General features: G+C 70.8%; 24 protein-coding genes, 3 tRNA genes, 1 pseudogene and 1 riboswitch. Of the genes and pseudogenes, 18 read left to right on the top strand and 10 right to left on the bottom strand.

Annotated elements, in window-relative coordinates; translation table 11 throughout:
* Positions 1–52: 52 nt before the first annotated feature.
* Positions 53–757 (bottom strand): annotated as a pseudogene (locus APR04_RS08240) (HAD family hydrolase); the annotation flags it as partial.
* Positions 758–862: 105 nt separating this feature from the next.
* Here APR04_RS08240 and APR04_RS08235 point away from each other — a divergent pair.
* Positions 863–2,095 carry an NsdA family TPR-like regulatory protein gene (locus APR04_RS08235; protein ID WP_253869233.1) on the top strand — a complete coding sequence of 411 codons (1,233 nt, stop codon included), beginning with the start codon at positions 863–865 and terminating at the stop codon, positions 2,093–2,095.
* A 207-nt stretch (positions 2,096–2,302) separates the two neighbouring features.
* On the opposite strand, the gene APR04_RS08230 is transcribed toward APR04_RS08235, so the two are convergent.
* Both APR04_RS08230 and APR04_RS08225 read right to left on the bottom strand, forming a co-directional pair.
* Positions 2,303–3,283, bottom strand: a complete 981-nt coding sequence (locus tag APR04_RS08230) for a MerR family transcriptional regulator (RefSeq protein WP_253869232.1) — start codon at positions 3,281–3,283, stop codon at positions 2,303–2,305.
* Between the two features lie 45 nt (positions 3,284–3,328).
* Positions 3,329–3,670 (bottom strand): winged helix-turn-helix transcriptional regulator, encoded by a 342-nt coding sequence (locus APR04_RS08225; protein ID WP_253869231.1) that lies wholly within the window; start codon positions 3,668–3,670, stop codon positions 3,329–3,331.
* An 87-nt stretch (positions 3,671–3,757) separates the two neighbouring features.
* On the opposite strand from APR04_RS08225, the gene APR04_RS08220 reads away from it, so the two are divergent.
* The gene (locus tag APR04_RS08220; RefSeq protein ID WP_253869230.1) at positions 3,758–4,339 is read left to right on the top strand and encodes a hypothetical protein; all 582 of its coding nucleotides are present in this window, start codon (positions 3,758–3,760) and stop codon (positions 4,337–4,339) included.
* A gap of 13 nt (positions 4,340–4,352) precedes the next feature.
* Here the strand turns inward: APR04_RS08220 and APR04_RS08215 are convergent, their stop codons facing one another.
* Positions 4,353–5,858 (bottom strand): MFS transporter, encoded by a 1,506-nt coding sequence (locus tag APR04_RS08215; protein ID WP_253869229.1) that lies wholly within the window; start codon positions 5,856–5,858, stop codon positions 4,353–4,355.
* Between the two features lie 101 nt (positions 5,859–5,959).
* On the opposite strand from APR04_RS08215, the gene APR04_RS08210 reads away from it, so the two are divergent.
* From APR04_RS08210 to APR04_RS08180, 7 genes are all read left to right on the top strand, one after another.
* Positions 5,960–6,580, top strand: a complete 621-nt coding sequence (locus APR04_RS08210) for a TetR/AcrR family transcriptional regulator (protein WP_253869228.1) — start codon at positions 5,960–5,962, stop codon at positions 6,578–6,580.
* A gap of 4 nt (positions 6,581–6,584) precedes the next feature.
* Positions 6,585–7,328 (top strand): TSUP family transporter, encoded by a 744-nt coding sequence (locus tag APR04_RS08205; RefSeq protein ID WP_253869227.1) that lies wholly within the window; start codon positions 6,585–6,587, stop codon positions 7,326–7,328.
* Positions 7,329–7,400: 72 nt separating this feature from the next.
* Positions 7,401–7,997: a TetR/AcrR family transcriptional regulator gene (locus APR04_RS08200; RefSeq protein WP_253869226.1), complete on the top strand. Its 597-nt coding sequence runs from the start codon at positions 7,401–7,403 to the stop codon at positions 7,995–7,997.
* On the top strand, positions 7,994–9,157 hold the full coding sequence (locus APR04_RS08195; RefSeq protein WP_253869225.1) for an FAD-dependent monooxygenase: 1,164 nt from the start codon (positions 7,994–7,996) through the stop codon (positions 9,155–9,157). Before APR04_RS08200 ends, APR04_RS08195 begins: the two co-directional genes overlap by 4 nt.
* A 148-nt stretch (positions 9,158–9,305) precedes the next feature.
* Positions 9,306–9,545, top strand: coding sequence for a type II toxin-antitoxin system Phd/YefM family antitoxin (locus tag APR04_RS08190; RefSeq protein ID WP_253869224.1), 240 nt, complete (start codon positions 9,306–9,308; stop codon positions 9,543–9,545).
* Entirely contained in the window at positions 9,542–9,964 is a 423-nt protein-coding gene (locus tag APR04_RS08185; protein ID WP_253869223.1) for a type II toxin-antitoxin system VapC family toxin, read from the top strand. The genes APR04_RS08190 and APR04_RS08185 overlap by 4 nt, the downstream gene beginning before the upstream one ends.
* Positions 9,961–10,833, top strand: a complete 873-nt coding sequence (locus APR04_RS08180) for an HAD family hydrolase (protein ID WP_253869222.1) — start codon at positions 9,961–9,963, stop codon at positions 10,831–10,833. Before APR04_RS08185 ends, APR04_RS08180 begins: the two co-directional genes overlap by 4 nt.
* A gap of 42 nt (positions 10,834–10,875) precedes the next feature.
* On the opposite strand, the gene APR04_RS08175 is transcribed toward APR04_RS08180, so the two are convergent.
* From APR04_RS08175 to APR04_RS08165, 3 genes are read right to left on the bottom strand one after another with little or no spacing between them, the layout of a single operon-like run.
* The gene (locus APR04_RS08175; protein WP_253869221.1) at positions 10,876–11,373 is read right to left on the bottom strand and encodes a GerMN domain-containing protein; all 498 of its coding nucleotides are present in this window, start codon (positions 11,371–11,373) and stop codon (positions 10,876–10,878) included.
* Entirely contained in the window at positions 11,360–12,880 is a 1,521-nt protein-coding gene (locus tag APR04_RS08170; RefSeq protein WP_253869220.1) for an ATP-binding protein, read from the bottom strand. The genes APR04_RS08175 and APR04_RS08170 overlap by 14 nt, the downstream gene beginning before the upstream one ends.
* A gap of 10 nt (positions 12,881–12,890) precedes the next feature.
* Positions 12,891–13,571 carry a response regulator gene (locus APR04_RS08165; protein WP_253869219.1) on the bottom strand — a complete coding sequence of 227 codons (681 nt, stop codon included), beginning with the start codon at positions 13,569–13,571 and terminating at the stop codon, positions 12,891–12,893.
* Positions 13,572–13,683: 112 nt separating this feature from the next.
* Here APR04_RS08165 and APR04_RS08160 point away from each other — a divergent pair, with 112 nt between their 5' ends.
* Positions 13,684–15,675, top strand: a complete 1,992-nt coding sequence (locus APR04_RS08160) for an SGNH/GDSL hydrolase family protein (RefSeq protein WP_253869218.1) — start codon at positions 13,684–13,686, stop codon at positions 15,673–15,675.
* Here APR04_RS08160 and rarD read toward each other — a convergent pair.
* Entirely contained in the window at positions 15,672–16,580 is a 909-nt protein-coding gene (rarD, locus tag APR04_RS08155) for an EamA family transporter RarD (protein ID WP_253869217.1), read from the bottom strand. The two genes, APR04_RS08160 and rarD, sit on opposite strands and share 4 nt — an antisense overlap.
* Positions 16,581–16,706: 126 nt before the next feature.
* Between rarD and APR04_RS08150 the strand changes: the two genes are divergently transcribed.
* The 7 genes from APR04_RS08150 (at position 16,707) to APR04_RS08120 (ending at position 20,724) form a co-directional block, all read left to right on the top strand.
* A tRNA-Tyr gene (locus tag APR04_RS08150) sits at positions 16,707–16,788 on the top strand.
* Between the two features lie 158 nt (positions 16,789–16,946).
* A tRNA-Thr gene (locus APR04_RS08145) sits at positions 16,947–17,019 on the top strand.
* Between the two features lie 86 nt (positions 17,020–17,105).
* Positions 17,106–17,182, top strand: a tRNA-Met gene (locus APR04_RS08140).
* A gap of 84 nt (positions 17,183–17,266) precedes the next feature.
* Positions 17,267–17,437, top strand: coding sequence for a 50S ribosomal protein L33 (gene rpmG, locus APR04_RS08135; protein ID WP_013837798.1), 171 nt, complete (start codon positions 17,267–17,269; stop codon positions 17,435–17,437).
* 25 nt (positions 17,438–17,462) lie between these two features.
* Complete coding sequence (locus APR04_RS08130) at positions 17,463–17,948, top strand: FAS1-like dehydratase domain-containing protein (protein ID WP_253869216.1); 486 nt, start codon at positions 17,463–17,465, stop codon at positions 17,946–17,948.
* On the top strand, positions 17,945–18,367 hold the full coding sequence (locus APR04_RS08125) for a MaoC/PaaZ C-terminal domain-containing protein (protein ID WP_253869215.1): 423 nt from the start codon (positions 17,945–17,947) through the stop codon (positions 18,365–18,367). Before APR04_RS08130 ends, APR04_RS08125 begins: the two co-directional genes overlap by 4 nt.
* A gap of 104 nt (positions 18,368–18,471) precedes the next feature.
* Positions 18,472–20,724, top strand: a complete 2,253-nt coding sequence (locus tag APR04_RS08120; RefSeq protein WP_253869214.1) for an N-acetylmuramoyl-L-alanine amidase — start codon at positions 18,472–18,474, stop codon at positions 20,722–20,724.
* Between the two features lie 84 nt (positions 20,725–20,808).
* Here the strand turns inward: APR04_RS08120 and APR04_RS08115 are convergent, their stop codons facing one another.
* The gene (locus APR04_RS08115; RefSeq protein ID WP_253869213.1) at positions 20,809–22,155 is read right to left on the bottom strand and encodes a C39 family peptidase; all 1,347 of its coding nucleotides are present in this window, start codon (positions 22,153–22,155) and stop codon (positions 20,809–20,811) included.
* 209 nt (positions 22,156–22,364) lie between these two features.
* Positions 22,365–22,470, top strand: a riboswitch (TPP riboswitch).
* Between APR04_RS08115 and thiC the strand changes: the two genes are divergently transcribed.
* Positions 22,465–24,258, top strand: a complete 1,794-nt coding sequence (thiC, locus tag APR04_RS08110; RefSeq protein WP_253869212.1) for a phosphomethylpyrimidine synthase ThiC — start codon at positions 22,465–22,467, stop codon at positions 24,256–24,258. It overlaps the preceding riboswitch by 6 nt.
* Before the next feature lie 111 nt (positions 24,259–24,369).
* Here the strand turns inward: thiC and APR04_RS08105 are convergent, their stop codons facing one another.
* Entirely contained in the window at positions 24,370–25,491 is a 1,122-nt protein-coding gene (locus APR04_RS08105; RefSeq protein WP_253869211.1) for a LacI family DNA-binding transcriptional regulator, read from the bottom strand.
* Positions 25,492–25,575: the final 84 nt, after the last annotated feature.

The following is a 25,575-nucleotide window of genomic DNA, read 5'->3' as shown; positions in this document are numbered from 1 at the left end:
CGGCTGCTCCGTCGTCGTCGAGGGTCCCGGTGACGTAGTCCGCACCGGCGATCACGAACGCGGGCGCGTGACCCATAGCCCAGCCGTGCGCGGCCCAATCCAGCATCGCCACGTCGTTCTCCGAGTCGCCGACAGCGATCGTGTCGCCCGGCTCGACGCCGAGTTCCGTGCGCACCTTTTCGAGCGCCGTCGCTTTGGAGATCTCGGCCGCTGTCACGTCGACCCAGTCACGCCGGGTGGCGATCGCCGTCAGGCCGAGCGCTCGCAGGGCCCATACCAGGCGGTATCCAGACGGGCCCTGGAGGGCGATACGAGGTGTCGGGTGCGCCCACAGCTCCTCAAGCCCGCGCACGCTGTGCTGGTCGCCGTTGAGTTCGTACTCCGGGAACGGGATGTTGACCCGGTAGCCGGTACCCACCATCTCGGCCGCGATGCGCACACCAGGAGCCGCCGCGACAGTGACGCGGATCGCGACTTCGGCGTCGAGGTCGTGCTGCTCGGTGACCTGGTAGTGGTCACCCACCAGGTGTGCGGTGACTGCGCCGTTGCTTGCCACGATCCACGCGTCGTCCAGCCCAAGCTGTCGCGCGACGGGTAGCGCGCCAGTGAGGGAGCGTCCCGTGGCCAGCACCATGTGATGCCCGGCCGCCCGAACCTGAGTCGCTGCGGAGCGCACAGCGGCCGTGGCCGGACTGCCGGTACGGACCAGGGTCCCGTCGATGTCGCACGCGACGAGGAGCGGCGTGGAAGCTCTCATGCGTGGAAGCATTCGCCAGCCCGGTGCTCGTGGGATAGGTGAGAGGTGGGGAGACGTTCACCTCCCCTCTGGTTGCCTGTCTGTGACGTGGGGCACCATGGGGCCATGAGCACACGGCCTGCCTGGGCGGATCGCTTGCGGCGCGAGCGTGAAGCGCGCGGCTGGTCCCAGGCGCGCGCCGTGGGGAACCTGCGAGCGGTGTACGCCCGTTCCGCCGGGAAGGAACCGCCCTCAGGGGAGTCGCTCGTGCGGCAGTGGAAGGAGTGGGAATCCGGCCGCGTCACCCCACGCACCTGGGCGCCACACATCGCGATGGTCTTCGGCACGGTCACCGCCGACCTCTTCCCACCGGCTGCCCCGGCCGGAGAGACGTCCTTGCTCCTGGAAGCTGGGATGGACACGGCCGAGCTGATCGCCCGACTGCAACGCTCGTCGATCACCGACGCCACGGTGACCGCCGTCGAGGTCACCGTGGAACGGCTCTGCACGGAGTACCGGTACCGCGAGACCCGCGAACTGCGCGCCGAGGGGCTGGCCTGGCTGGGACGCATCACCCGACTGTTCGACGAGCGCCTTTCCTTCGCTCAACACCGTGACCTGCTGTCCCTCGCGGGTCGCCTGGCGCTCCTGGTCGGCTGCGTCGAGTACGACGCCGGACAGCACGTCGCCGCAGAGGCAACCCGGCGCTACGCGCTCGACCTCGCCAACGAGGTCGACGATCACCACGTCGGCGGCTGGGCCCACGAGATGTCCGCATGGTTCGCCCTGACCTCCGGCGACCTGCACCGCGTCGTCGCGGCAGCCGAACACGGCATCGAAGTAGCCGGCGCTCGCGGCGTCAGTGCCCAGCTGGCCGCCCAAGCGGCGAAGGCATGGGCGCGGCTCGGGAATGATCACCAGGTCGAACTAAGTCTTGAGCGCGGTCGCACCGTGCTCGAGGCCCTCCCGATGCCGTCGAACCCGGACGACCATTTCGTGGTCGACCCCGCGAAGCAGACTTACTACGAGATGGACGTGCACCGGAACGTCGGCAACGACGACCGGGCGGTGCTGTACGCCGAGGAGGTGCTGCGCGCCGGCGTCCGGCCCGACGGTGTCGAGCGCAGTCCGATGCGTAATGCGGAAGCCCGCATCACCCTGGCCGTCGCTGCGGCTCGTGCGGGGGACGCTGACGCCGCCCTCGACTACGGCATCGAAGCACTAACGGGTGACCGCCGATCTGTACCGAGCCTGGCCCTCGTCGCCCACGAGCTGACTCGCGAGTTCGACCGCGCCAACCTTTCTCACGACCCGCGCGCCCGCACCTACGCGGACGCGCTGACCGACATCAGCAACTGAGACGGCGAAGCGCCCCGAACAGGGACCGCGCGGCTTCGGCTGCCCGCGCTCAGTCCGCGGATAGTCCGCAAGAGGTCCGCGCCAGCCCATCCGGCCCCAACATGACCAACGGCCGGGATCGTTGATATTCCGACGATCCCGGCCGCTGTCGCTCTCACCAGACCACGCCAGATGTCCGACTGCGATCCACGAGCTACCGCTGACGGCTCATCCGTTCGACGGGCGGTTGCCGGGAACACCGCTAACCGCCCGTTCGGTCTCCCAGGAGGCCACCGAGAGCTCCCCGGCCAGCTGTATGCAGCGCAGGCGGGCCGGGGAGAAGTCGTAGGGCATCTTTCCGGTGGCCTCGAATGCGCTCATGGACCCCGGTTCCCTACCGGAGCTTCGGCCGGCCTCGTCCGCGTCAGGGGCAGGGGGGTGCAAGGCGTCCCAGGCGTCGAAGAGCGCATCGTCGTCCTGCGCCAGGCCGGAATCCTCGATCACGGCTTCGAGCGCCTTCTCGAAGGCGTGCCGTTGGGCAGCCACCTGTGCCACGCGGGGGTCGTCGACAGCGACGGTGTCGTCGAGGGCCTCCTCGGCGGCATCAACACGGTCGGATTCCTCCCGCAGATCCGGGTGGGTGGCCAAGGCGATGTAGCGAGTGGCGTTGACGGCCGCGCCGAGAGGGCCGAAGATCCGCTCGATGACCAGCATGTTGTCCAGGTCTGCCTGGCGTAGGGAGCCCTCGGGCAGGCTCTTGAGGCGGCTGGTGACGAAGTCGGACAGCAGGCCCATCCTGCTGCCCTCGGTGCGCATGCGCTGCACGGCGGTCCGCTGTCGCCGCAGCTCTGCTTCCTGGGCGACGAGGGTTTCCTCCACCCGTTCCAGGATGCCCGCTATGTCGCTGTCGCTGTCGCTGTCGCCGTCGGAGGAAGCCGTGTCGGCGAAGGCTCCACGGATATCGTCCAGGGCGATCCCGGCGTCGGCCATCTTGCGGATCCACAGCAGCCGGATCATGTCTTCGTAGCCGTAGCGGCGGCGGTCGTCGCCGCCCCGCTCGGGCTCGGGCAGCAGGCCGATCGCGTGGTAGTGACGGATCGCCCGCGGTGTGGTGCCGACGAAGGCTGCCGCGTCACCGATCTTGACCCGGCGCGGCGGGATGAAGGACGAATACGTGAGCGGGGAGTCTTCCTCAGTGGGGCGGGCCATGAGTCCACGGGACCACATGCCGCTACGGAATGTGCAACTCCAGGCCTACGCGATCGTGTCTGCGCAGCCCATCGCCGGGTCCGATACGGCCTGGCCACCGGTGAGCTGCAGGTGAGCCTCGCCCCAGACCCTGACTCCTTCGACGACGGGCAGGACGGTGGCACCGTACGGAGTGAGCCGGTAGATGACGCGCGCCGGGACCGGTCCGGTCACCACGCGTTCGACGAGTCCGTCGGCCTCGAGCTCGCGCAGCTGTTCGGCGAGCACCTTGGGTGTGATGGGCGCGCCTCTGCGGCGGAGGCCGGCGAAGTGGGACTCTCCGTGGGCGAGCCAGTAGAGCAGGGTCAGCTTCCACTTTCCGCCGATCGCGGCGAAAGCCGCCGCCATCGGGCAGCCAGGCAGTGGATTGGGACGAGAGGGGTTACCCGCAGGTGCCTTCTTGTTCACGGCCGAGCTCCGCTCGATAGTCGAACCATGACCATTCCATACCGACGGATCCTGACCGCAGGCCTCTCCGCCCTCATGCTTCTCGCGACGGCGGCATCGGGCACCGCTGCACCGCCACCCGCATCATCGACGATCGCGGATGGCCAACGGGACTTCGACTGGGAGATCGGCACCTGGCGCACCACCGTGAAGGTGCTCGCCGACCCGCTCTCGGAGTCCCCGGACGAATGGCTCCGGTTCGCCGGCACCAGCACCGTGCGGCCGCTCGCGGACCGGCGGGCCAACGTCGTCGAGCTCGACGTGTCGGGGCCGAACGGCCGTATCGAAGCGCTCAATCTGAGGCTGTACGAGCCGCAGGCGCAGCGGTGGAGCCTGACCTTCGTCAACCTGCGCGACGGTCTGCTCACGCCCGCGGTCTACGGCGGGTTCCGCGACGGTGTCGGCGAGTTCTACGGCGACGACCAGCTCGACGGCCGCCCGATCAAGGTGCGGTTCCTCATCGTCCGCGTGAGCAAGGACGAGGCGAGGTTCGAGCAGGCGTTCTCGGCGGACGCCGGAGCGACGTGGGAGACCAACTGGATCGCGGTGGACCGCCGAATCCGAAGCTGACAAGGCCGGGCTGTCAGGCGATCGGCAGCGGTTCTGCCACGCGCTCGGCCGGGACGGCGGCAGGCGGCGAGGTCGCGAGCGACAGGCCATCGCCCCGGCGACGGAACAGCAGGGCCGACAGCACCGCACCCAGGGCGAAGAAGCCCGCGCCCCACCAGTACGCGGTCGAGTAGCCGGCGATCGCGGCCTGGGCGCCTACCGCCTCGGTCACGGGCGCGTTGGCCACCAGGTAGTCGGCCGCTGCGGTGGCGGCAAGGGTGTTGAGCAGGGCGGTGCCGATCGAGCCGCCGACCTGCTGGCTCGTGTTCACCATCGCCGAGGCGACGCCGGCGAACTGCCGGTCGACGCCGAGCGTGGCGGTCTGCATCGACGCGGGCATGATCGTGCCCATCGCGAAGCCGGTGATCATCAGCGGCGCAAGGACGTCCGGGGCGAACGAGCTCGAGGCGTCCAGGAAAGTGAGGCCGACCATGCCGGTCGCGCCGAGCGTCATGCCCACCGGCACCATGAGCTTGGGGCCGAACCGGGGCACGAACAGGTTGGTGCCGAGCTGTGCGGCGAGCACGAGCATCCCGATCATGGGCAGGAACGAGAGACCCGTCTGGATCGGCGAGTACCCGAGCGTGAGCTGCAGGTAGTACGTGACGAAGAGGAAGATGCCGAACATCCCTGCGCCCGCGATCAGCACCGAGATGTAGGCAGCGCCGCGATTCCGGTCGAGGACTATCGAGAGCGGCAGGAGCGGGTGCGCGGCTCGCGCCTGCCAGGCGACGAACGCGATCAGCAGCACGGCAGCGCCCGCCAGCATGCCCCAGGTCAGGGGCGAGTCCCAGCCGCCGGTCTCTGCGTTCGAGAAGCCGTAGACCAGGCCGAAGAGCGCGCCGGACACGAGCACGGTGCCCGGGACGTCGAGCTTCGGCCGGGGGCCGGTCTGCTGGGCGCGCGGGATGAGCATGAGCGCGCCGACGAGGGCGAGCGCGGCGATCGGGACATTGATGTAGAGGTTCCAGCGCCAGTCGAGAGCCTCTGTCAGGACCCCGCCAAGGAGCAGCCCGACGGCGCCGCCGGCGCCGGCGATCGCACCGAAGACGCCGAAGGCTCGGGCGCGCTCCTTCGGGATGGTGAACGTGGTGGTCAGCACGGCAAGTGCGGTGGGGGCGAGCAGCGCGCCGAACACGCCCTGCAGTGCACGGGCGGCCACGAGCAGCTCGAACGACCCGGCGGCGCCACCGAGCGCCGAGGCGACGGCGAACCCGATGAGGCCGACGACGAAGGTGCGCTTGCGACCGATGAGGTCGGAGAGGCGCCCGCCGAGCAGGAGCAGGCTGGCGAAGGCGAGGGAGTAGGCGGTGATGACCCACTGGCGCTGCCCGTCCGAGAAGCCGAGGTCGGCCTGGGCCGACGGGAGCGCGATGTTCACGACTGTCGCGTCGAGCACCACCATGAGCTGTGCGAGCCCGACGACGACGAGCGTGATCCAGCGACGGCTGTCGGTCGCGGGGGTTGAGGTTTCGGCCATGGACGCCACCATATACGGAACTGTTAAGTTCCGGATATGGCTGGTTCAATAATTAACCCAACGGTAAGGTCGGGTGGGACAGCGGAAGGAGGGTGACTGCGATGACGCAGACCGAGCAGGCCGAGGCGCGACCCCGGCTCGGCCGTAAGCGGGACCACACCCGCGACCCCGAGATCCTGTCCGCCGCGCTCGACGTCCTGGCCGAGACCGGCTACGACGGGATGACCATCGATCTCGTCGCCGCGCGCGCCAAGGCGGGAAAGGCGACCGTCTACCGCCGGTGGTCGTCCAAGGCGGACCTGGTGCTCGACGCCGTCGCGTGCATGAAGGGCAACGATCTGGACCTCGACCACCTGCCGGACACGGGGACGCTGCGCGGAGACCTGATCGCCATGGTCAAGCCGCCGAGCATCCGCGACAGTGAACGCAAGCTCAAGGTGATGGCCGGGATCGTGTCCATGATCGCCCGCAACCCCGAGCTGGCTGCCGCCGCGCACAAGGCGCTGGTCGAACCGCGTGCTGCCGTCAACCGCGTCTTCTTCCAGCGTGCGATCGACCGCGGAGAGGTCCTCCCGGGGCTCGACGTCGAGAAGCTCTGCATGGTCGGTCCTGCGATGGTCGCGTACCGCACCCTCATGCTGCGCATACCCGTCGACCGGGAGTTCCTGATCTCCAACATCGACGAGATCATCCTGCCCGCCGCAGGGCTGCGGGCCGCCTGACCTGGTGCACCTCGACGGCGGGCTCCTCCTCAGCGCTCTCTTCGGCCTGATCTTCGTGAGCGCGGTGCTGCAGTCGCTGTCCGGGTTCGGGTTCGCCCTGCTGAGCGCCCCGGTGCTCGCCGCGACCGTCGGCGGTGCGGAGGCCGTGTCGACGATCATCATCACCGGCACCGTCTGCGACGTGGCGATCCTCGCGATGCGGCGCAGCGTGCCGCGTCCCGTCGGCCGTGAGGTGTGGGCGCTGGCCGGCTGGTCCGTCCCCGGGATGCTGGTCGGTGCCTGGCTCCTGGCGGCGCTACCCGCGACCGGGCTGCAGGTCTTCGTCGCCTGCGTGGTCATCGGTGCGGTGGTCCTGCGGCTGCGCTCGCGGGAACGCGGCATCGTCGTGCGGCCTGCCTTGGCCGTGCCCGCCGGACTCCTGTCGGGCGCGTTGAGCACCTCGACGTCCCTCGGCGGTCCGCCGAGCGTCTACTACCTGGTCCACCGGGGCCTGACGCCGCAGGCCATGCGCGACACCCTCGTCACTGTCTCGCTGGTGCGTCTGCCGCTGAGCATCGCTGCGCTGGTGCTCGCGGGAACGTGGGAGACCTACGAGCAGTGGATTCCCCTCGTCGGAGCGGCATTGCTGGGACAGCTCGTGGGGGCCCGGGCGTTCAACGCGTTCGGCAGCGCGCGGTACGAACGAGTGGTGCTCGGCCTGCTCGTCGCGTCGGCTCTCGTGTCGGTGGGGGCCCTGATCGTCGGCTGATCCTGGACATCGTCGCACGTGATGGATATGTTTGGTCAGTCGTACAAGACGATCGACCAAGGAGCGTGCCGGGTGTCCGGTCAGACCAATACCGAACGCGGCAGGGACGTGCGCGCGCGCCTCTTGCAGGCGGCGCGGGAGCTCATCAGCGAGGTCGGCTGGGGCGGGGTGAGCACCCGCGTGCTGGCCGAGCGGGCCGGGGTGCGCTACGGGCTGGTGCACTATCACTTCGAGTCGCTCCAGGCGCTGCTGCGCCAGGCCACTCTCGAGGCGATGAGCGGCATGCTCGACGGCACCGCGGCTCTGCTCACCGGAGCCGCGAACCCGGCCGACGGCGTCGAGGCCATGCTCCTCGAGCACGACCAGTACGACGGCACGGACCCCGCGTCCCTGCTCTTCATCGAGGGCTACCTCGCCGCCACCCGGGACACCGAGCTGCGCGACCAGATGAGCGCGATCATGATCCGCTTCCGCACCACCCTCGCGACGTCTCTCGCCGACGCGGGTCACCCCTCGGCGGACGAGGCCGCGAGCGTGATCATGGCCGCCTTCGACGGGTTCATCCTGCACAAGGGTCTCGACCCGGAGCTGTCCGGCCCCCGGATCGCGCCCATCCTGCGCACGCTCGCCGGCACAGGGACCACAGAACCGAACGGAGCGCAACGATGAGAGCTGTGATCAGCGGCGCAGGCATCGCCGGACTGGCCCTGGCCAACCGCCTGCACCACCATGACTGGGATGTGCACGTCGTCGACCGCGCACCCGGGCCGCGCGCCCAGGGGTACATGGTCGACTTCTTCGGTCCAGGGTTCGACGCCGCCACCGCGATGGGGCTGGAGCCGAGGTTGCGTGAGCTCGCGAGCCCGGTCGAGGAGTTCAGCTATATCGACGACCGCGGGCGCAAGACCGTGAGCGTCGACTACTCCCTCTTCGCCAAGGCGGTCGACGGCAAGGTCGTCAGCATCATGCGGCCCGAGCTCGAGCGGCTGCTGCGCGAGTCGGTCGTCGGTGCTGTCGATCTGCGCTACGGCACCACCGTCCACCGGATCACCGACGACGCCGTCGAGCTCTCCGACGGCACGACGCTCGACGCCGACCTGATCGTGGGGGCCGATGGCGTCCACTCCGGCATCCGTTCGCTGGTCTTCGGCCCGGAACGCGACGACCTGCGCTACCTCGGCATGCAGACCGGTGCGTTCGTGTTCACCGACGACGAGGTGTTCGAGCAGGTCCGCGGCAGGTTCGTGCTCACAGAGACGCTCAACCGCCAGATCGGCTTCTACGGGCTCGACGGCGGCCGCGTCGCGATCTTCACCGTGTCCCGTACCGAGGACCCGGCGCTGCCCGAAGATCCGCGCGATTCGATGCGCCGCACGTTCGCCGGTATGGGTGAGCTGGCCGAGCGCGCCCTGGCGCAGTGCCCGCCGTCCGACGAGATCTACTACGACCAGGTGGCCCAGACCGTCACGCCGAGGTGGGCCGACGGGCGGGTGGGTCTCGTCGGGGACGCAGCCCACGCGGTCTCGCTCGTCGCCGGTCAGGGCGCGTCCCTCGGTGTCGCGGGTGCCTACCTGCTGGCCGAACGAGTCCAGGCCGCTTCGTCGGTGCCCGGTGGGCTGGCCGACTACGAGCGGCGCTGGCGCCCGGTCGTCACCGGGGTCCAGCGGGCGGCCCGGGACCGGGTCACCGAGTGGTTCGTGCCGACCAGGACGGCCACTCTCCTGCTGCGCCGCTGGGGCTTCCGGGCGATGAAGCTGCCCGGCCTCGACCGGATCCTGGTCGGCTCGCTCTTCCCGAAGGGCCGGTCCGTGGCCGAGCTGGGTGCGTGACCGTCCGGAAACGCTGTCCGGCTCACCGAAGAGCGGTCTGCAGGGGCCGGCGGGACGTCGGCGGTGGTGGGCGAACGGCTGGGCCCTGTACGTCGCGTCGGGCACCGCGTAAGGTGTAGGTACGTACCTACACCCGGAGGTGGTCGAGATGAGCATCGTCACGTCTCGCGAGTTGAATCACGATGTCAGTGCGGTCAAGAGGGCCGCTGCCCGTGGCCCGGTTGTGATCACCGACCACGGTCGCCCGTCTCACGTGCTCCTGACCTTTGCCGACTATGAGCGGCTCACCGGAACGGACACCAGCCTGGGGGAGGCATTCGTGGTACCCGATGAGATCGAGCTGGAGCCGGTGCGTCCCGAGGGCTCGACGCGGGAGATCGACTGGTGAAGTTCCTCCTGGACACCAACATCGTGTCCGAGCTCCGGAAGCCGGCCGAACGGCGGACAGAGCAGTTCAACGACTGGGCTGGGCGGCTGTCTCCGTCGGACACCTCGCTCTCTGTCATCACAGTGCTGGAGCTGCGGTCCGGTATCGAGTCGAAGCGCCGGCACGATCCGCACCAAGCCGAGGTTCTGGATGTCTGGCTGGAGAAAAGTGTGTTGCCCGGCTACTCGGGGCGCATCCTGGACATCGACCAGGCCGTGGCGGATGCCGCTGCGCGGCTTCACGTGCCGGACCGGCGCCCTGCCCACGACGCGCTGATCGCGGCGACCGCAAAGGTGCACGGTCTGACCCTCGTGACTCGCAACGTGGCTGACTTCGAGCCGATGAGCGTCCACCTCATCAACCCCTGGACGCAGCCATGACCGGCCTGCCGCGCGTGGTCGCCACCGACCTCGACGGCACGCTGCTCGACAGCCGCGGCAAGGTCTCCGACCGCACCCGGCAGGTCCTCGCGGACCTGGACGCCGCGGGCGTCGAGGTGGTCTTCGTGACCGCCCGCCCACCGCGCTGGCTGACCCACCTCGCGGACGCCGTCGGCGGCCACGGGCGCGTCATCTGCATCGGCGGGGCCTGCGTGCTCGACCTGGCCACCGGCGAGACGCTCGACACCTGCGGGTTCGACGACTCCGCCGTGCGCGCCACCGTGACCGGGATCCGCGCCGCGCTGCCGCACGCCGCACTCGCTTTCGAGCGGCCCGACGGCGTCGTGTTCGACCCGACCTACCCGAACCGGGAGCCGGCGCTGGACCCGGGGCTCTGGTCCGTGCCCGTCGAGGAGACCCTCGGCCTGGCCGGCGCTCGCGGCCCGGTGTCGAAGATCCTCGCGCTCGACCCGGCGCGCATCCCGCCGCCAGGGGTGTTCGTCGACCCGCCCGAGGAGATCCGGCTCGCGCAGGAGCAGTTCTTCATCGCCGTGCGCGCCGCCGTCGGGCAGCATGCCCAGCTCGCGTACTCGGGCGCCATCGGTCTGGCCGAGCTCATGCCGCTCGGCGTCGACAAGGCCGCCGCGCTGGCCCGCTGGTGCACGCGGCTCGGCGTCGACGCCTCCGACGTCTGGGCGTTCGGCGACATGCCCAACGACCTGCCCATGCTCACCTGGGCGGGCCGGGGCATCGCCGTGGCCAACTCCCACCGTGACGTGCTGGCCTGCGCGGACGCCGTCGTCGGGCACCATGACGCCGACGGCGTGGCCGAGGAGCTGGCCAGGGCCCTCGCGGAAGCGCCTGTCTGACCACACGGCCCGACCGCCGTCACCGGGGCCGGGGCCGGGGCCTCAGCCGAGCGCCGGGCACGGGCGCGTGACGACGGCGCCGTGGGTCGGCCGGACCGATATCGCGACGTCGGCGACGTCCCGGCCCGAGGCCGCGACGACGGCGGCCGCCGTGCAGATGATCTGGTCGACGCCGGCGGGGCTGATCTCCGCGCCGCGCAGCGGCAGGTAGATCGTCACGTAGTCCCAGGCATCCTCGACGATCGTCCGGGTGCCGGTCGGCGGGATCTCGCTGTGCAGGCCGTCCGTCGTGGGGTGCGCGTCGGCCATCAGCAGCTGGACGGCCCCGTGCACGGTGCCCAGGCGGCCGGTGCCTCGCACATCGGGCTGGAGCCCGCCGTCGGCGTCGACGAAGTAGAGCGTCGGGCCCTCCGCCAGACCGGTGGGTGCCTCGCCACCGTCCTCGACGCCGCTCGGTCCCACGCCGCAGCCACTGGTCAGCAGCGCGGCGGCCAGGACGACGGCCGCTACGACGCCACGGACTGCCCTACGCCTGCTCATCGGTCTCCCCGTCCTGGCGTCCGCGCCGCCCGTCGTCCGGTCCTGGTTCCGTCTCGAGGTGCCGTGGCAGCCTGAGGACGAACTGGGCTCCGGCTTCCTCGCTGGTGCGGGCGGAAACGGTGCCGCCGTGCAGCTGGGCGTTGACCAGCGTGATCGACAGGCCGAGCCCGCTGCCGTCCGACGCCGCCCGGGCCGAGTCCGCCTTGAAGAAGCGCGCGAAGAGCTGATCGGCGTCGACGTCGTCGGGCAGCCCTGGGCCGTGATCGGTCACGACCACGAGAACGTCGTCCGCCTCGGTCCGCACCTCGACCACCACCGGAGGGCGGCCGTGCCGTAGCGCGTTGCCCACGAGGTTGGCGACCGAGATGTCCAGCCGGCGTACGTCGACCTGAGCGAGCACCGGCTCCGTCGGCACGAGGTCGACGTCGTCGTCCCACCCCCGGGTGCGGACGGTGTCGGCGACGACGTGGGCGACGTCGACCAGCTCCCGGCGGAGCGCTACGGCACCGGCGTCGAGGCGGGAGAGCTCCAGCAGGTCTTCGGCGAGCCGGGCCAGCTTCCGGGTCCGGTCGACCGCCATCGTCGCCAGCTCCCGGTCGTCCGGCGACCGGTCCCGCGCGTCGGCCTCGACCATCTCCATGATGGAGGTCAGCGCCATGATCGGGGTCCGCAGCTCGTGGGAGACGTCGGCGACGAAACGCCGGGCCTCGGCCTCCCGGTGGCGCAGCTCGCCGACGGAGCGTTCCAGCGCGGCCGCCGTCCGGTTGAACGTGGTCGCCAGGTCGGCCAGCTCGTCCCGCCCGGACGGTGTGAGCCGGATGCTGAGGTTCCCCGCCGCCAGCTGGTTCGCGCTGTGCCCGAGCCGCTGGATCGGGCGCAGCACGCTGCGGGAGACCAGGAGGGCGAGCACGACGGCGAGCGGCAGCGCGCCGGCGATCGTCAGGACGACGATGCGGGTCCACCGGTCGAGCTGGGCCTGCGTGGGGGCCAGGTCCTGCACCACGTAGACCTCGACGCCGGAGTCACGCTGCCTGCCGTCGACGTCCGTGAGCAGGATCGGCGTGGCGAGCACCAGCTTGGGGCCGGATGCGTCGACCACCCGTTGCACGGTGAATCGGTCGCCCTCCGCGACGGCGGCCCGCGTCTCGTCGCTGATCAGGTTCAGTGCGCAGCCCGACGCCGCCGTCAGGCCCTCGAAGGTGACCAACGAGTTCTCGCCGAGCGAGGTGCGCAGCCGGTCGAGGGCTTCCTGGTCGGGCGGGTACTCCACCTCAGGGGCCAGCCGGCTGATCTGGCCGCGGACGGAGTCGGCGGCACGCCGCTGCGTCTCGTCGACGAGCGAGGCCCTGGCGGCGACGTACCCGGCGGCGGACGCCGCGGTAGCCGCCACCATCGCCACCACCACGAACGCCAGGATGACCCGCGCACGCAGGTTCCGCGGCCACCAGCTCCGGGGCGGGCGCCAGGGCGGGCGCCGGCGCCGCGACGGGAGATCTCCGCTCCGCATGGCCCGCCACCTACACCGGGCCGAACCGGTAGCCGAAACCCCGGACGGTCTGGATGAACACGGGAGCCGCTGGGTCGGCCTCGATCTTGGCGCGCAGGCGCTGCACCCCGTTGTCCACCAGCCGTGAGTCGCCGAGGTAGCTGTGCTCCCATACGGACTCCAGGAGCTGCTGCCGGCTCAGCACCTGGCCGGGGGAGGCGGAGAGCTCCAGCAGCAGCCGCAGCTCCGTCGGCGTCATCGCGACGTCGTGCCCGGCCCGGGTCACGGTCATCGAGGCCCGGTCGACGACCAGGTCGCCGTAGGCCGCCGTCGACCGGCCGGAGCGGTCCGGAGCCCCGCGACGGAGCACCGCGCGGATCCGGGCGTCGATGACCCGCGGCTCGACGGGCTTGACCACGTAGTCGTCGGCACCGGACTCGAGGCCGCTGACCACGTCGATGTCGTCGCCACGGGCCGTGAGCATCACTATCGGGACAATCCCGGCCGCGCGGATCCGGCGGCACACCTCGAAGCCGTCCATCGTCGGCAGCATCAGGTCGAGCACGACGAGCTCGGCGGAGTGCTCCACGAACAACCGGAGACCCTCCTCGCCGGTCGGCGCGGCCGCGACGTCGTGCCCGTACCTGCCGAGCGCCTTGGCGAGGCTGACACGGACGGAGTGATCGTCCTCGATCAACAGGATGCGGGACATGGCCCAAGTATCGAGGAGGGCCTGTCGCCCAGCCACGCCCACGGCAGGTCTGCGACACGGTTGCGACATCCCGGCGACCGGGTTGCGACACCACACCGGGAACGTCGGACGCATGGACCGAACACGACAACTCCTGACCGACGGCGCCGCACCGGCGCCGGCCAACGAGGCGGGGGCGCCCGCTGCGCCGTCCGGCACGGAACGCGAGGCAGGGCGAGAAGCGGGGCACGGGACCGGGCGGGACGTGGGGCGTCCCGGCGGGCGCGGGGGACACCTGCCGGCGCTGGACGGGCTGCGCGGGGTGGCGATCCTCGGGGTCCTGCTGTTCCACGCGGGTCACCTCGGTGGCGGGTTTCTCGGCGTCGACCTGTTCTTCGCCCTGTCCGGCTACCTGATCACGGACCTCCTGCTCCGGGAGATCCGGGTCAGCGGCACGGTGTCGCTGTCTGCCTTCTGGGGGCGGCGGGTCCGCCGTCTGCTGCCTGCGCTGGTGACGTTGCTGGTCGGCGTCACCGTGCTCACCTGGGCGCTCGGCGACACCGATCTCCGGCGGTCCGCGCTGTCGGACGGCCCGTGGGTGCAGGCGAACCTGGTCAACTGGCACCTGCTCGGGGAGTCGGCCGGCTACTGGGAGGGACTCGGCGCGAGCAGGGTCTTCGGGCACCTGTGGAGCATCGCCGTCGAGGAGCAGTTCTACCTGGTCTGGCCGGTGGTCCTCCTGCTCGTCGCCCGTCGGTCGCGGCGGGTGGAGACCTGGGTGGCCTGGACGGCGGTCGTCGTGTCGGTGGCCTCGCTGGTACTCATGCTGGCGCTGTTCGACCCGGCCGACACGACCCGCGTCTACACCGGCACGGACACCCGGGCCTTCTCGCTGATGCTGGGCGCCCTCGTGGCGACCGAACCGGCGCGGCGCGCGCTGGAGCGGCTGGTCGGCAGGCGGGCCGGCGTGGTCCTGGCCCTCCTGGTCGCGGTCCTGGCGCTGCTCTGGTGGGTGGCCGACGGCGAGGCGTCGCCGTGGCTGTTCCAGGGCGGGCTGTTCGCGCACTCGCTGCTCGCCGCCCTGGTGGTCGTGCTCTGCGTCCGTGCGCCGGGCAGCCTGCCGGCGCGAGCGTTCGGCTGGCGTCCGCTCCGTGCGCTGGGCCTCGTCTCCTACAGCCTGTACCTGTGGCACTGGCCGGTCTTCCTCCTGCTGCCCGAGCAGCGGCTCGGGCTGACCGGGTGGGCCCACACCCTGGTCGTGTGCGCCGTCTCCATCCTGCTGGCGACCCTGTCCACGGTGCTCGTCGAGAACCCCGTCCGGTTCCGTGCCCGGTGGGCCAAGGGACGATCGGGCCTGGTGGCCTTCGTCGCGGCCATGGTGGCGCTGGCTCTGTTCTGGGTGGTCGTGCCCCGGCCGGCCGGGCCCGAGATAGACGCCGACGCCGTGGGGTCGGTCTCCGAGTCCGGCGCCAGCTCCGGCGCTGAGCTGTCCACGGTCCTGTTCATGGGGGACTCCATCGCCGCGGGGGAGGCCCTGCCGCTGGAAGCTGCCATGACGGCCAGCGGCCTCGCCCTCGAGTCCATCGCGGCCGACGGCGGGGGCGGGGTGGTCGGACCGCTGGCCGAGTCGACCTGGGCCGACCTCCCCGGCGCCATCGCCTCCGCAGAGCCGGACGTGATCGTCTACCAGCTCACGACCTACGACTGGGGCACCGAGCAGCAGCAGCACGACGGCTACGAGCGGCTGGTGCGCACCGCCACGGACGCCGGAGCCGAGCTCGTGTTCGTCCCCTTCCCGCCGATCCGGCCGGACGACTTCTACGCACCGCACATGGACGAGCTCGACCGGACGGCCGACGTCGCGCGGGAGGTCGCGGCCGGCTCGGGCGGGCGTGCCGTGGTCCTCGACAGCTCGGCGGTGTGGGGCGACACCTACCAGCGGGAGCGCGACGGCGAGCCGGACCGGAGCACCGACGGCATCCACACCTGTCAGCAGGGCGCCGCCCGGTTCGCCGGCTGGCTCCTGGGGGAGCTGGCGACGCGATACTCCGGCTTCGTCCCAGCGGACCCGCAGGAGTGGCTGGACGACGGCTGGGCGGCCGACGCCCGGTTCAAGGGCTGCTAGGGGCGCTCCCTCCGTACCCGTGGAGCCTTCCTGGACTGGTGGATGCCGTCGGTGGTGAGCAGCACGAGCGCCACCCAGATCAGGATGAACCCCACCCAGCGCGCGGCCGGCATGTGCTCCCCGAAGACGAGCAGCCCGACCAGGAACTGCAGAGCGGGGGTGAGGTACTGCAGCATGCCGACCACGGAGAGGGGCAGACGCCGCGCGGCGGCACCGAACAGCAGCAGCGGCAGGGCGGTCACCACCCCCGCCGACATCAGCAGGAGCGAGTGGCCCGCGCCGTTCCCGGTGAACGTGCCCGAGCTCCCGAGCCAGACGAGATAGGCGATGGCGAACGGGGTGGCGACCACCGTCTCGACCGCCAGGCCGGGCAGTGCCTGGACGGTGCGGCCCACCCGGTTCTTCACGAGCCCGTACATGCCGAAGGAGAGCGCGAGGCACAGCGAGATCCAGGGCAGCCCGCCGAGCCCGGTGGACAGCACGACCACCGACGCGACGCCGAAGGCCACCGCCAGCCACTGCACGGGCCGCAGCCGTTCACGCAGGATCAGCACGCCGAGCAGCACCGTGATGACGGGGTTGATGAAGTAGCCGAGGGCGGCGTCGAGCACCCGGTCGGTGAGGACGGCGTACACGTACACCACCCAGTTGACGACGATCAGGACCGCCGCCGTGGCGAGCGTGCCCAGGATGCGCGGCGAGCGCAGGGCATCGCGAAAGGCGCCGAGCTGCCGCATGACGGTGAGGGCGATCAGGCAGAACGCGAGGCTCCACACCACCCGGTGGGCGACGATCTCGATGGCGCCCGCCGGCTCGAGCAGGGGGAAGAACAGAGGCATCGCGCCCCAGAGCAGGAAGGCGCTGATCCCGAGGGGCAGGCCCCAGCGGTCGTGGTGTTGTGTCACGGCGTCACGATAGGTCGCACGGGGTCGCGCCAGCCCCGGCAGAGCCTGTGGGACGCGTCACCAGGCGGGGCCGTCATTTCGATTTCTCGCGAGGGCCCGGAGGGCGCTATGGTTGGGCACGTTCACGGCTGGTTGCCCGAGCGGCCAAAGGGATCTGACTGTAAATCAGACGGCTCAGCCTACGTGGGTTCGAATCCCTCACCAGCCACGTGACGGACGGGGTGTCATCCAAGCGGATGGCGCCCCGTTCTTGTTTCCCTCGGGGGAGCTGTGGGCGCCCGTCCGGGTGCTCCTGAGCGACGCGGCGCACCTCACACCCGATTCGATTTCACGCCAGGCCGGAGGGCATGTAGAGTCTTCCTCGCCGCCCCGATAGCTCAGTCGGCAGAGCGTCTCCATGGTAAGGAGAAGGTCAAGGGTTCGATTCCCTTTCGGGGCTCTGTGATCGGCGCGGGGTCGTCCGTCCTTCTCATCGGTTCGCTGGTGAGATAATTGCGGCGGACGGTCTCGCGTTCAGTCACGCGCGGCGGGGTAGCTCAGCTGGTCAGAGCGCACGACTCATAATCGTGAGGTCGCGGGTTCGAGCCCCGCCCTCGCTACCAAAGCAAGTACATCCGTCCGACGTTACTGCCGGACGACGAGAAGACACATGGCGCCTCTCCCATCGAGGCGCGGAGGTGAGAGCCATGGCTAGCAAGAGTGCGGATGTCCGCCCGAAGATCACGCTCGCATGCGTGGACTGCAAGGAGCGGAACTACATCACCAAGAAGAACCGTCGTAACGACCCTGACCGCCTGGAGCTGGCGAAGTTCTGCCCGCGCTGTGGCAAGCACACGTCGCACCGCGAGACTCGCTGAGTCTCGGTAGCAAGTTCACACCGACGTGGCGAACGCTGACTTCGAGGGCCGGGTCTACCCGGCCGACGCTCCCTACTCCGTAGGCCGCGAGAAGATCCGCGAGTTCGCCAGCGCCGTCGGTGCCACCCACCCCGCGCACCACGATCTCGTGGCAGCGCGGGGTCTGGGCTATCCGGACCTGGTCGCTCCGCCCACGTTCGCCGTGGTCGTGGCGCAGCGCGCCGAGTCGCAGTACATCAGCGACCCGGTGGCCGACATCGACTTCTCGCGCGTGGTCCACGCGGACGAGCGCTTCGTGCACCACCGCCCCGTCGTCGCCGGCGACGAGCTGACGACGGTGCTGTACGTGGACCGGATCATCTCCCGCGGGGCCATCAGCATGGTGACCACGCGCTGCGAGATCTACGCGATGCCGGAGAGCGTCGAGGTCCCGTCCCCCGAGGCGGACACACCGGGCGAGCACGTCGCCACCGTGACGTCCACGCTCGCGATCCGAGGTGAGGACGCATGAGCCGCCCCGATATCGCCAACCTCGCCGTCGGCGACGTGATCGGCACGCGCACCGTCACGTTCGACCGTGCGGCGCTCGTCCGCTACGCGGGCGCGAGCGGTGACTTCAACCCGATCCACTGGAACGACAAGGTCGCAGAGGGTGCGGGCCTGCCCGGCGTCATCGCGCACGGCATGCTCACCATGGGCACCGTCGTCGGCCTGGTCTCGGAGTGGGCGGGCGACCCGGGCGCCGTCGTCGACTATCAGTCGCGGTTCACCAAGCCCGTCGAGGTGCCCAACCCTGGCACAGCGCAGATCGAGGTCACCGGCACGGTCGGCGTGATCGACGCCGATGCCGGCACCGTTCGCGTGGACCTCGCCGTCACGGTCGACGGAGCCAAGGTGCTGGGCCGTACCCAGGTGCTCGTCCGCGTCTGACGCACCCGTTTCGGGTTCTTGACCCGGAACCCTTCTCATGCGCGCCCGGATCGGGTGTGATTCTCTCGTCCACGTATGTACGGAGTCGACGAGAGGATCTCCGCGTGACGTCACGACGGCGCACTACAGCCTTGGCCACAGCGGCCGGGCTGCTCCTTCCACTCATTCCCCTCTCGGCGGCCGATGCGGCCCCGACAGCGGCGACCGACGACGGCGTCGTCGTCTGCGCAGCTGTCCGCGCCGCCGGCTCGCTCGACGAGGCGTTCTCGGCGGCCGCCGAGGCCACCGGGGTGCCTGCGGACCTGCTCAAGGGGGTGTCGTACATGGAGTCGCGCTGGGACCAGCATGCCGGCCAGGTCAGCGCCGACGGCGGCTACGGGGTGTTCAACCTCGACGGCGGTGGCGGGCTCGGCCACGCGCACGGCGACGGGCTTCCCCTGTCGGCCGTCAACGACAAGGAGGGCCCGGCGCGCGAGGGGACCCCGGAGCTCGCCCGCGCGGCGGCGCTCACGGGTCTCGACGAGGCCACCCTGAAGTCCGACGCTCAGGCCAACGTGTGCGGTGGCGCAGCCCTGCTCGCGTCCTACCAGGCCCAGGCAGTGCGCGACGGCGCGGTCGACGCCGAGCCTGCCGCTACGACGTCGGACGCCTTGGCCGCGTGGGAGGGCGCAGTGGCCCGCATGAGCGACGTCCAGAGCTTCGCTGCACAGGTGTACGAGACCCTCCGACAGGGTGCCGGCACCACCACTCCCGCGGACGGTGCGGTCGTCCTCACCGGCAACCAGGACGTCGTCGTGCCGCGGACCGCGAGCACGAGCGACCCGGAGGCGGACTGCCCCGAGGACCTGGGCTGCGAGTGGCTGCCCGCCCCGTACGAGAAGGCCTCGCCGGACCTCCCGGGCGGCACCGGGGACTACGGCAACCACGACCAGGCCGACCGCACCGGCGCGGGCGGACCCTCGCTCGACTACATCCTGATCCACGACACCGAGACGGCCTACCAGCCAACGGTCAACCTGGTGCAGGACCCGACCTACCTGGCGTGGAACTACACGCTGCGGTCCTCGGACGGGCACGTGGCGAACCACCTCGACCCGGCCGACGTCGGCTGGCACGCGGGCAACTGGTTCCTGAACATGCACTCGATCGGCCTGGAGCACGAGGGCTGGGCCGGCACGGGGGACTGGTACACGGAGGCGATGTACCAGTCGTCGGCGGCGCTGGTGCGCCACCTCGCTGCGGAGCACGGCATCCCGCTCGACCGGGCGCACGTCATCGGCCACGACCAGGTGCCGGGCATCCTGCCCGGGTACACCAAGAACGTGCACTGGGACCCGGGCCCGTACTGGGACTGGGACCACTACTTCGAGCTGCTCGGTGCCCCCATCGGCGGTGACCTGGAGGCGACGACCGACGTCCGGCCGGGCGACGTCGTCGAGGTGCGCACCGGGTACGCCGACAACCCGAACACCGTGACGGGCTGCGAGGCGGCGTCCCCGGGTTCGGGCGCCTGCGTTGAGGGGGCCGGCACCAACTTCCGGTACCTGCACCAGTCGCCGTCCGACGACGCGCCGCTGGCGAAGGACCCGGGCTGGAAGCCGGACGGGTCGAACGGGACCACGTACGCGAGCGACGTGAGCGCGCGCGTGCAGTCCGGCCACAAGCTGGTCGTCGACCGGGTCGAGGGTGACTGGCTCGGCGTGTGGTGGGCCGGCTCGCTGGCATGGCTGCACAACCCGGCTGACCGGCCGGTGGTGGTGCCTGCCACGGCGAAGACGGTCACCGTCGCGGGAGACGTCCCGGCGCCCGTCTTCGGCCGGGCCTACCCGGAGGCGGCTGCCTACGAGGAGCACCCGGGCGTCCCGGTGCAGGCTGTCACGCCGATCGAGTACCAGGTCGGCGCGGAGCAGACGTACGCGGTGGCCGACGACCACGTGGCCTCCGACTACTACCGGGCCGCCACGTTCGACGGCTCCGGGCCGGGCGACCGCACGGTGGTGCGCGGCGACGACGTGTACTACCAGCTCTGGCTGGCGCACCGCCACGTGTTCGTCAACGCCGACGACGTGGAGCTGCACGACCCGGTGGTGGCGGACGTGTCCGGTCCGACCATCGAGGGCCGGGCCAAGCCGGGCCGCCTCTTGCGCGCGGAGGCCGGTACGTACCTGCCGGACGACGTGGACGTGGCCTACCAGTGGATGCGTGACGGTGAACCGGTGCGCTGGGCGACCGGCAGCCGGTACCTGGTGACCGGCCGCGACCGGGGCGCCGAGCTCACGCTCGAGGTGACGGTCTCGGCCCCGGGCCACACACCGGCGACGTACACCTCACCCCCGAAGCAGGTCACGGCGAGGTAGGACCAGAGCGGTCGGCAAAAGGTCAGGTGATCGGCAGCTCGGACTGCCGATCACCTGACTATCTACCGACCACCACCCGGGCCCTCACCAGTTCGGCGTGACCCCCGGCAGGGTGCGCGGCAGCCGCACGTCCTTCGGGTGGTAGACGTACGTGATGCCGTCGGTCGACGTCTGCCACACGCGCTCGAAGTTCTCCCGCGTGTAGACGGAGCGCACCGCCTCGTTGCTGGCCTTGTTCGGGTCGTTGATGATCGGGTCGCCGTCGGCCGTGAACCCGACGAGCGTGACGATGTGCCCGTTGGTGCCGTAACCGGCCTCCGGCATCTCCTCCTCCTCGAAGTTGATCGAGAGGATGAGCGGGATCCCTGCCGCGATGAACCGCTCGGCCTCCGCGAGGGAGCGCAGCCGGGTCACGAAGGACTCCAGGCCGAACGTGCTCGCGTAGGCGGCGTTGAACGGCCAGTTGCCCGCGCCCTCGTACGCGTAGTCCCAGGTGCGCATGGCGGCGTAGTCGACCTGCGGGTCGCCGTTCGGCGCCTCGATGCCCTCCAGCTCCTCGGCGGGCACCTCCAGCCCGTAGGAGTAGATCACCATCGTGGACGACGTCGGCGAGCACCACACCTGACCGCCGCCCCCGAACTCGGGGTACTCGCCGCGGTGGATGTTCTGGCTGAACCCCGGCACGTCGAGCTCGACCTCGCGCCCGAGCGTGAAGTCGGTGGTGCCCGTGTAGTGCGAGTCGGGCAGGTACTCGTTCGTCATGGTGCTCACCGAGTCGAGCCGTGGCGAGACCCGGGTGCCCTCCGGCCGGTACAGCGTTGCCCGGGTCTGGAACGCGTCCGGCTCGTGGCCCGACTTCGCGACGTAGGTGTCCGTGAACAGGTACGCGTCCGCGTCGGTCTGGCCGTCCACGGACGTGCGGTGGATGTCGCCGACGCTGCCGTCGGCCGGCGCGAACTCGGCCCCCGACGCCCAGCGGCTCATCACGAACCACTTGGTCCAGGTCCCGTCGGCCTTGCGGCCGCGGAACTCGACCTCCACCCAGGTGCCAGTGGGGGTGACGGCGTTCCACGAGCTCACGGACTCGTCGACCAGGTATCCGGTCTCGACGACCGGCGACGTCCACCGGCCCGTCTCGTAGGTGACCGGTGTGCCGTCACCGAACGGGTCGGTGTACTCGACGGTCTCGCCCGCCCCGCGCAGCACGAGCCCGCCCTTGGCGCCCGGCCGCAGGTTCGACATCTTGCCCGCCCGGAGCTCGCGGTGCCCGTCCCATGCGGTCAGCGTGATCTGGTTGTCCGACGCCGCAGTGCCCGGATCGGGCTCACCTGCCGCGGGTACCGCACTCGCCACGATCCCTGCTTGCACCACGAGCGCTCCCATCGCCGCCAGCGCGAACGCCCTTGTCCGCAGCTTTCCTCGAATCGACATGCCTGCCTCCATGTCCTGTGCCCGCTCCTGGTGTGGAGCGAGCCCTGGTGCCTTCTCTATCAGAGCACAGCGCGAGACAGAAGGACCTGCACCGAGCGGCGCTTTCGAAGTCGAAGTTTCTTCGCTCTGCGGCGCCTGAGAGCGAAGAAACTTTGACCTCGAAAGAGAGACCAGGCGACCGATACGGCGTCCCGGTGCTAACGTCGTGCGCGATCCCACGGGTGCCTCGCGCAGGGGCTGAGATCGGGCTGGACGGCCCGGGACCGTTGAACCTGTCCGGTTAACACCGGCGTAGGAAGCAGGAGTCTGATGATGGAGAACACCCAGTCCCGCACGCTCGCGTACCAGTACGAACGCGACCACGAGCACGACGGCGGGGAGAGCACACCGCACGATGACGCCGGCCTGCGGGTGCCGGTCACCGAGATCGCGCTGGCGCCGTCGCCCGACGGCACCCCGAACGAGCCGGTGCGGGTCTACCGCACGCAGGGGCCCGGTTCGGACCCGGTCCGCGGGCTCGCCCCGGCCCGCGAACCCTGGGTCGTGGCGCGGGGAGACACGCAGGAGTACGACGGCCGCCGTCGGGCCCTGGCCGACGACGGGCGTGGCGCGCTGCGCCGCGGCGCCGCCTCCCAGGAGTGGCAGGGCGAACGACGTCGGCCGCGCCGGGCCCACCCCGGCCGGACCGTCACCCAGATGCACTACGCGCGCCAGGGCGTGATCACGCCGGAGATGCGGTTCGTCGCGGTACGTGAGGGCTGCGACGTCGAGCTGGTGCGCAGCGAGGTAGCCGCCGGCCGGGCGATCATCCCGAACAACGTGAACCACCCGGAGTCGGAGCCGATGATCATCGGCAGGGCGTTCCTGGTGAAGGTCAACGCGAACATCGGCAACTCGGCCGTCCACAGCTCTATCGCGCAGGAGGTGGAAAAGCTCGAGTGGGCCACCAAGTGGGGCGCCGATACCGTCATGGACCTGTCCACGGGCGACGACATCCACACCACCCGCGAGTGGCTCCTGCGGAACTCGCCGGTACCTATCGGCACGGTGCCGATCTACCAGGCCCTGGAGAAGGTGAACGGGGACGCGAGCGCGCTGACCTGGGAGGTCTACCGCGACACCGTGATCGAGCAGTGCGAGCAGGGCGTCGACTACATGACCGTGCACGCGGGCGTCCTGCTGCGGTACGTGCCGCTCACCGCCGACCGCGTGACGGGGATCGTGAGCCGCGGCGGGTCGATTCTCGCGGGCTGGTGCCTCGCGCACCACCAGGAGAACTTCCTCTACACCCACTTCGACGAGCTCTGCGAGATCTTCGCGGCCTACGACGTCGCGTTCTCCCTCGGCGACGGCCTGCGCCCGGGATCGCTCGCCGACGCGAACGACGCCGCCCAGTTCGCCGAGCTCGACACGCTCGCAGAGCTCACGAAGCGGGCCTGGGCCCACGACGTCCAGGTGATGGTCGAGGGACCGGGGCACGTCCCGTTCCACCTGGTGCGGGAGAACGTGGAGCGGCAGCAGGAGCTCTGCGACGGCGCCCCGTTCTACACGCTCGGCCCGCTGGTGACCGACATCGCACCCGGCTACGACCACATCACCTCCGCGATCGGCGCCACCGAGATCGCCCGGTACGGCACCGCGATGCTCTGCTACGTCACGCCGAAGGAGCACCTCGGCCTGCCGGACCGCGACGACGTGCGCACCGGTGTGGTGACCTACAAGATCGCCGCACACGCGGCCGACGTCGCCAAGGGGCACACCGGGGCCCGCGACCGGGACGACGCCCTGTCCAAGGCCCGCTTCGAGTTCCGCTGGCGGGACCAGTTCAACCTCTCGCTCGACCCGGAGCTCGCCGAGGCGTACCACGACGAGACCCTCCCGGCCGAGGCCGCCAAGACCGCACACTTCTGCTCGATGTGCGGGCCCAAGTTCTGCTCGATGCGGATCTCTCAGGACATCCGCGACGAGTTCGGCGGCGTGCAGGCCCAGGCGGCGCTCGCGGGCGCTGCGGCAGCTCAGGCGGAGGGCATGGCCGAGAAGTCGGCCGAGTTCCGCGCGTCGGGCGCCGAGATCTACCTCCCGCACCCCCAGTTGCGCGCTTAACCCCAGCGCGTCCGTGGTCGGTAGAAGGTCAGGTAGTCGGCACCTCGAGCTGCCGAATACCTGACCTTCTACCGACCACTGTGGCCCCGGCTACCGCGGGAGCCCGGTGGGTCAGGGAAGGTCCGGGACCGGGCCTGTTGTCGTGCCTTCCACCAGGCTGACCGGGAGCACGACCGACTCCGGATCCTCGCCGGCGAGGAGCGCGATGACGGCCAGACCGAGCGCGCGGCCCTTCTCGACGAGGGGCTGGTGCACGCTGGTCAGGAGGTCGGGGGAGAGCCACGGCAGGTCGAGCCCGTCGAACCCGGCCACGGACACGTCGTCGGGCACGCGCAGGCCGAGCTCGCGGGCGGCGATCACCGCGCCGGCGGCGAGCAGGTCGGAGTGGGCGATGATCGCCGTCGGACGGTCCCGGGCGGGAGCCCACTCGGACAGGATCTCGGTGGCGGCGTCGCGCCCGTGCTCCACGAGCGAGGCGGGCGTCTCCCACGAGATGACCGGCTCGATGACGTCCCGCACACCGGCCAGCCGGTTCCGGGTGGGCGTGCGCTCAGCGGTGGCGAGCCGGTCGGCGTCGACGATCCCCGAGCGCTCGTCCCGGCCGAACGGCAGCGCGATCTCCGCGATCCGCGTGTGCCCGAGCTCGACCAGGTGCCGCACCGCCTCCGCGGCGCCCCGGCGGTCGTCGACGCTGACCACGGGTACGCCGGGCACGTGCTGGCCCTCGCCGATCACCACCGGGACGCCCCGGCGCTGCAGGGCGGCGAGGTTCGGGTCGTCCTCGAGGGTTCCCCACACCAGCACGGCCACGTCCATGGCGGCGGCCTCGACCAGCGGGTCGACGGCGGGGGGCAGCCCGGCCTCGGCGGCGAGACCGACGGACTGCGCGGTGGCGCCCTGCGGCATCCCGGGGACGAGCAGCACGCCCAGCCCCTGCTCGCCGATCGCGGAGACCAGGCCGTGCAGCACCTGGGTGGAGACAGGGTCCCGGAACGACCGGCCCAGCTGGTCGCCGATCACGACGCCCACGATCCCGGAGCGCCCCGACCGGAGCTGCCTGCCCAGGGGGTTCGGGCCGGAGTACGCGAGCTCACGAGCGGCGGCCAGCACCTTCTCCCGGGTCTCCGGCGTGATGGGCCCCGCGCCGGAGAACGCGAGCGACGCGGTGGAGACGGAGACACCGGCCAGCTCGGCGACCTTCGCGAGGGTCGGTCGTAGGGTCTGGCGGGTCATCGGATTCCTTCTCTCTTTCATCCGGCGTCGGGCACAGTGCGCCGGGGCGCGGGATCCCCGGGAATTTGGCGGGCTGATCTCAGA

It is taken from the genome of Promicromonospora umidemergens (assembly GCF_024171995.1).
In the GTDB taxonomy this organism is placed as follows: domain Bacteria; phylum Actinomycetota; class Actinomycetes; order Actinomycetales; family Cellulomonadaceae; genus Promicromonospora; species Promicromonospora umidemergens.
Note: the sequence above shows the minus strand (reverse complement) of the source record. Positions and strands in the feature narration are given on the sequence as shown.

What these genes read in the sequence shown, in the direction of transcription:
- APR04_RS08215 (WP_253869229.1), bottom strand. Translation starts at nt 5,858, where the DNA reads ATGGCCGAAACCTCAACCCCCGCGACCGACAGCCGTCGCTGGATCACG.
- APR04_RS08230 (WP_253869232.1), bottom strand. Translation starts at nt 3,283, where the DNA reads ATGGCCCGCCCCACTGAGGAAGACTCCCCGCTCACGTATTCGTCCTTC.
- APR04_RS08125 (WP_253869215.1), top strand. Translation starts at nt 17,945, where the DNA reads ATGAGCCGCCCCGATATCGCCAACCTCGCCGTCGGCGACGTGATCGGC.
- APR04_RS08190 (WP_253869224.1), top strand. Translation starts at nt 9,306, where the DNA reads ATGAGCATCGTCACGTCTCGCGAGTTGAATCACGATGTCAGTGCGGTC.
- APR04_RS08170 (WP_253869220.1), bottom strand. Translation starts at nt 12,880, where the DNA reads ATGCGGAGCGGAGATCTCCCGTCGCGGCGCCGGCGCCCGCCCTGGCGC.
- APR04_RS08105 (WP_253869211.1), bottom strand. Translation starts at nt 25,491, where the DNA reads ATGACCCGCCAGACCCTACGACCGACCCTCGCGAAGGTCGCCGAGCTG.
- APR04_RS08160 (WP_253869218.1), top strand. Translation starts at nt 13,684, where the DNA reads ATGGACCGAACACGACAACTCCTGACCGACGGCGCCGCACCGGCGCCG.
- APR04_RS08220 (WP_253869230.1), top strand. Translation starts at nt 3,758, where the DNA reads ATGACCATTCCATACCGACGGATCCTGACCGCAGGCCTCTCCGCCCTC.
- APR04_RS08210 (WP_253869228.1), top strand. Translation starts at nt 5,960, where the DNA reads ATGACGCAGACCGAGCAGGCCGAGGCGCGACCCCGGCTCGGCCGTAAG.
- APR04_RS08180 (WP_253869222.1), top strand. Translation starts at nt 9,961, where the DNA reads ATGACCGGCCTGCCGCGCGTGGTCGCCACCGACCTCGACGGCACGCTG.
- APR04_RS08225 (WP_253869231.1), bottom strand. Translation starts at nt 3,670, where the DNA reads ATGGCGGCGGCTTTCGCCGCGATCGGCGGAAAGTGGAAGCTGACCCTG.
- thiC (WP_253869212.1), top strand. Translation starts at nt 22,465, where the DNA reads ATGATGGAGAACACCCAGTCCCGCACGCTCGCGTACCAGTACGAACGC.
- APR04_RS08165 (WP_253869219.1), bottom strand. Translation starts at nt 13,571, where the DNA reads ATGTCCCGCATCCTGTTGATCGAGGACGATCACTCCGTCCGTGTCAGC.
- APR04_RS08235 (WP_253869233.1), top strand. Translation starts at nt 863, where the DNA reads ATGAGCACACGGCCTGCCTGGGCGGATCGCTTGCGGCGCGAGCGTGAA.
- APR04_RS08195 (WP_253869225.1), top strand. Translation starts at nt 7,994, where the DNA reads ATGAGAGCTGTGATCAGCGGCGCAGGCATCGCCGGACTGGCCCTGGCC.
- rpmG (WP_013837798.1), top strand. Translation starts at nt 17,267, where the DNA reads ATGGCTAGCAAGAGTGCGGATGTCCGCCCGAAGATCACGCTCGCATGC.
- APR04_RS08175 (WP_253869221.1), bottom strand. Translation starts at nt 11,373, where the DNA reads ATGAGCAGGCGTAGGGCAGTCCGTGGCGTCGTAGCGGCCGTCGTCCTG.
- APR04_RS08115 (WP_253869213.1), bottom strand. Translation starts at nt 22,155, where the DNA reads ATGTCGATTCGAGGAAAGCTGCGGACAAGGGCGTTCGCGCTGGCGGCG.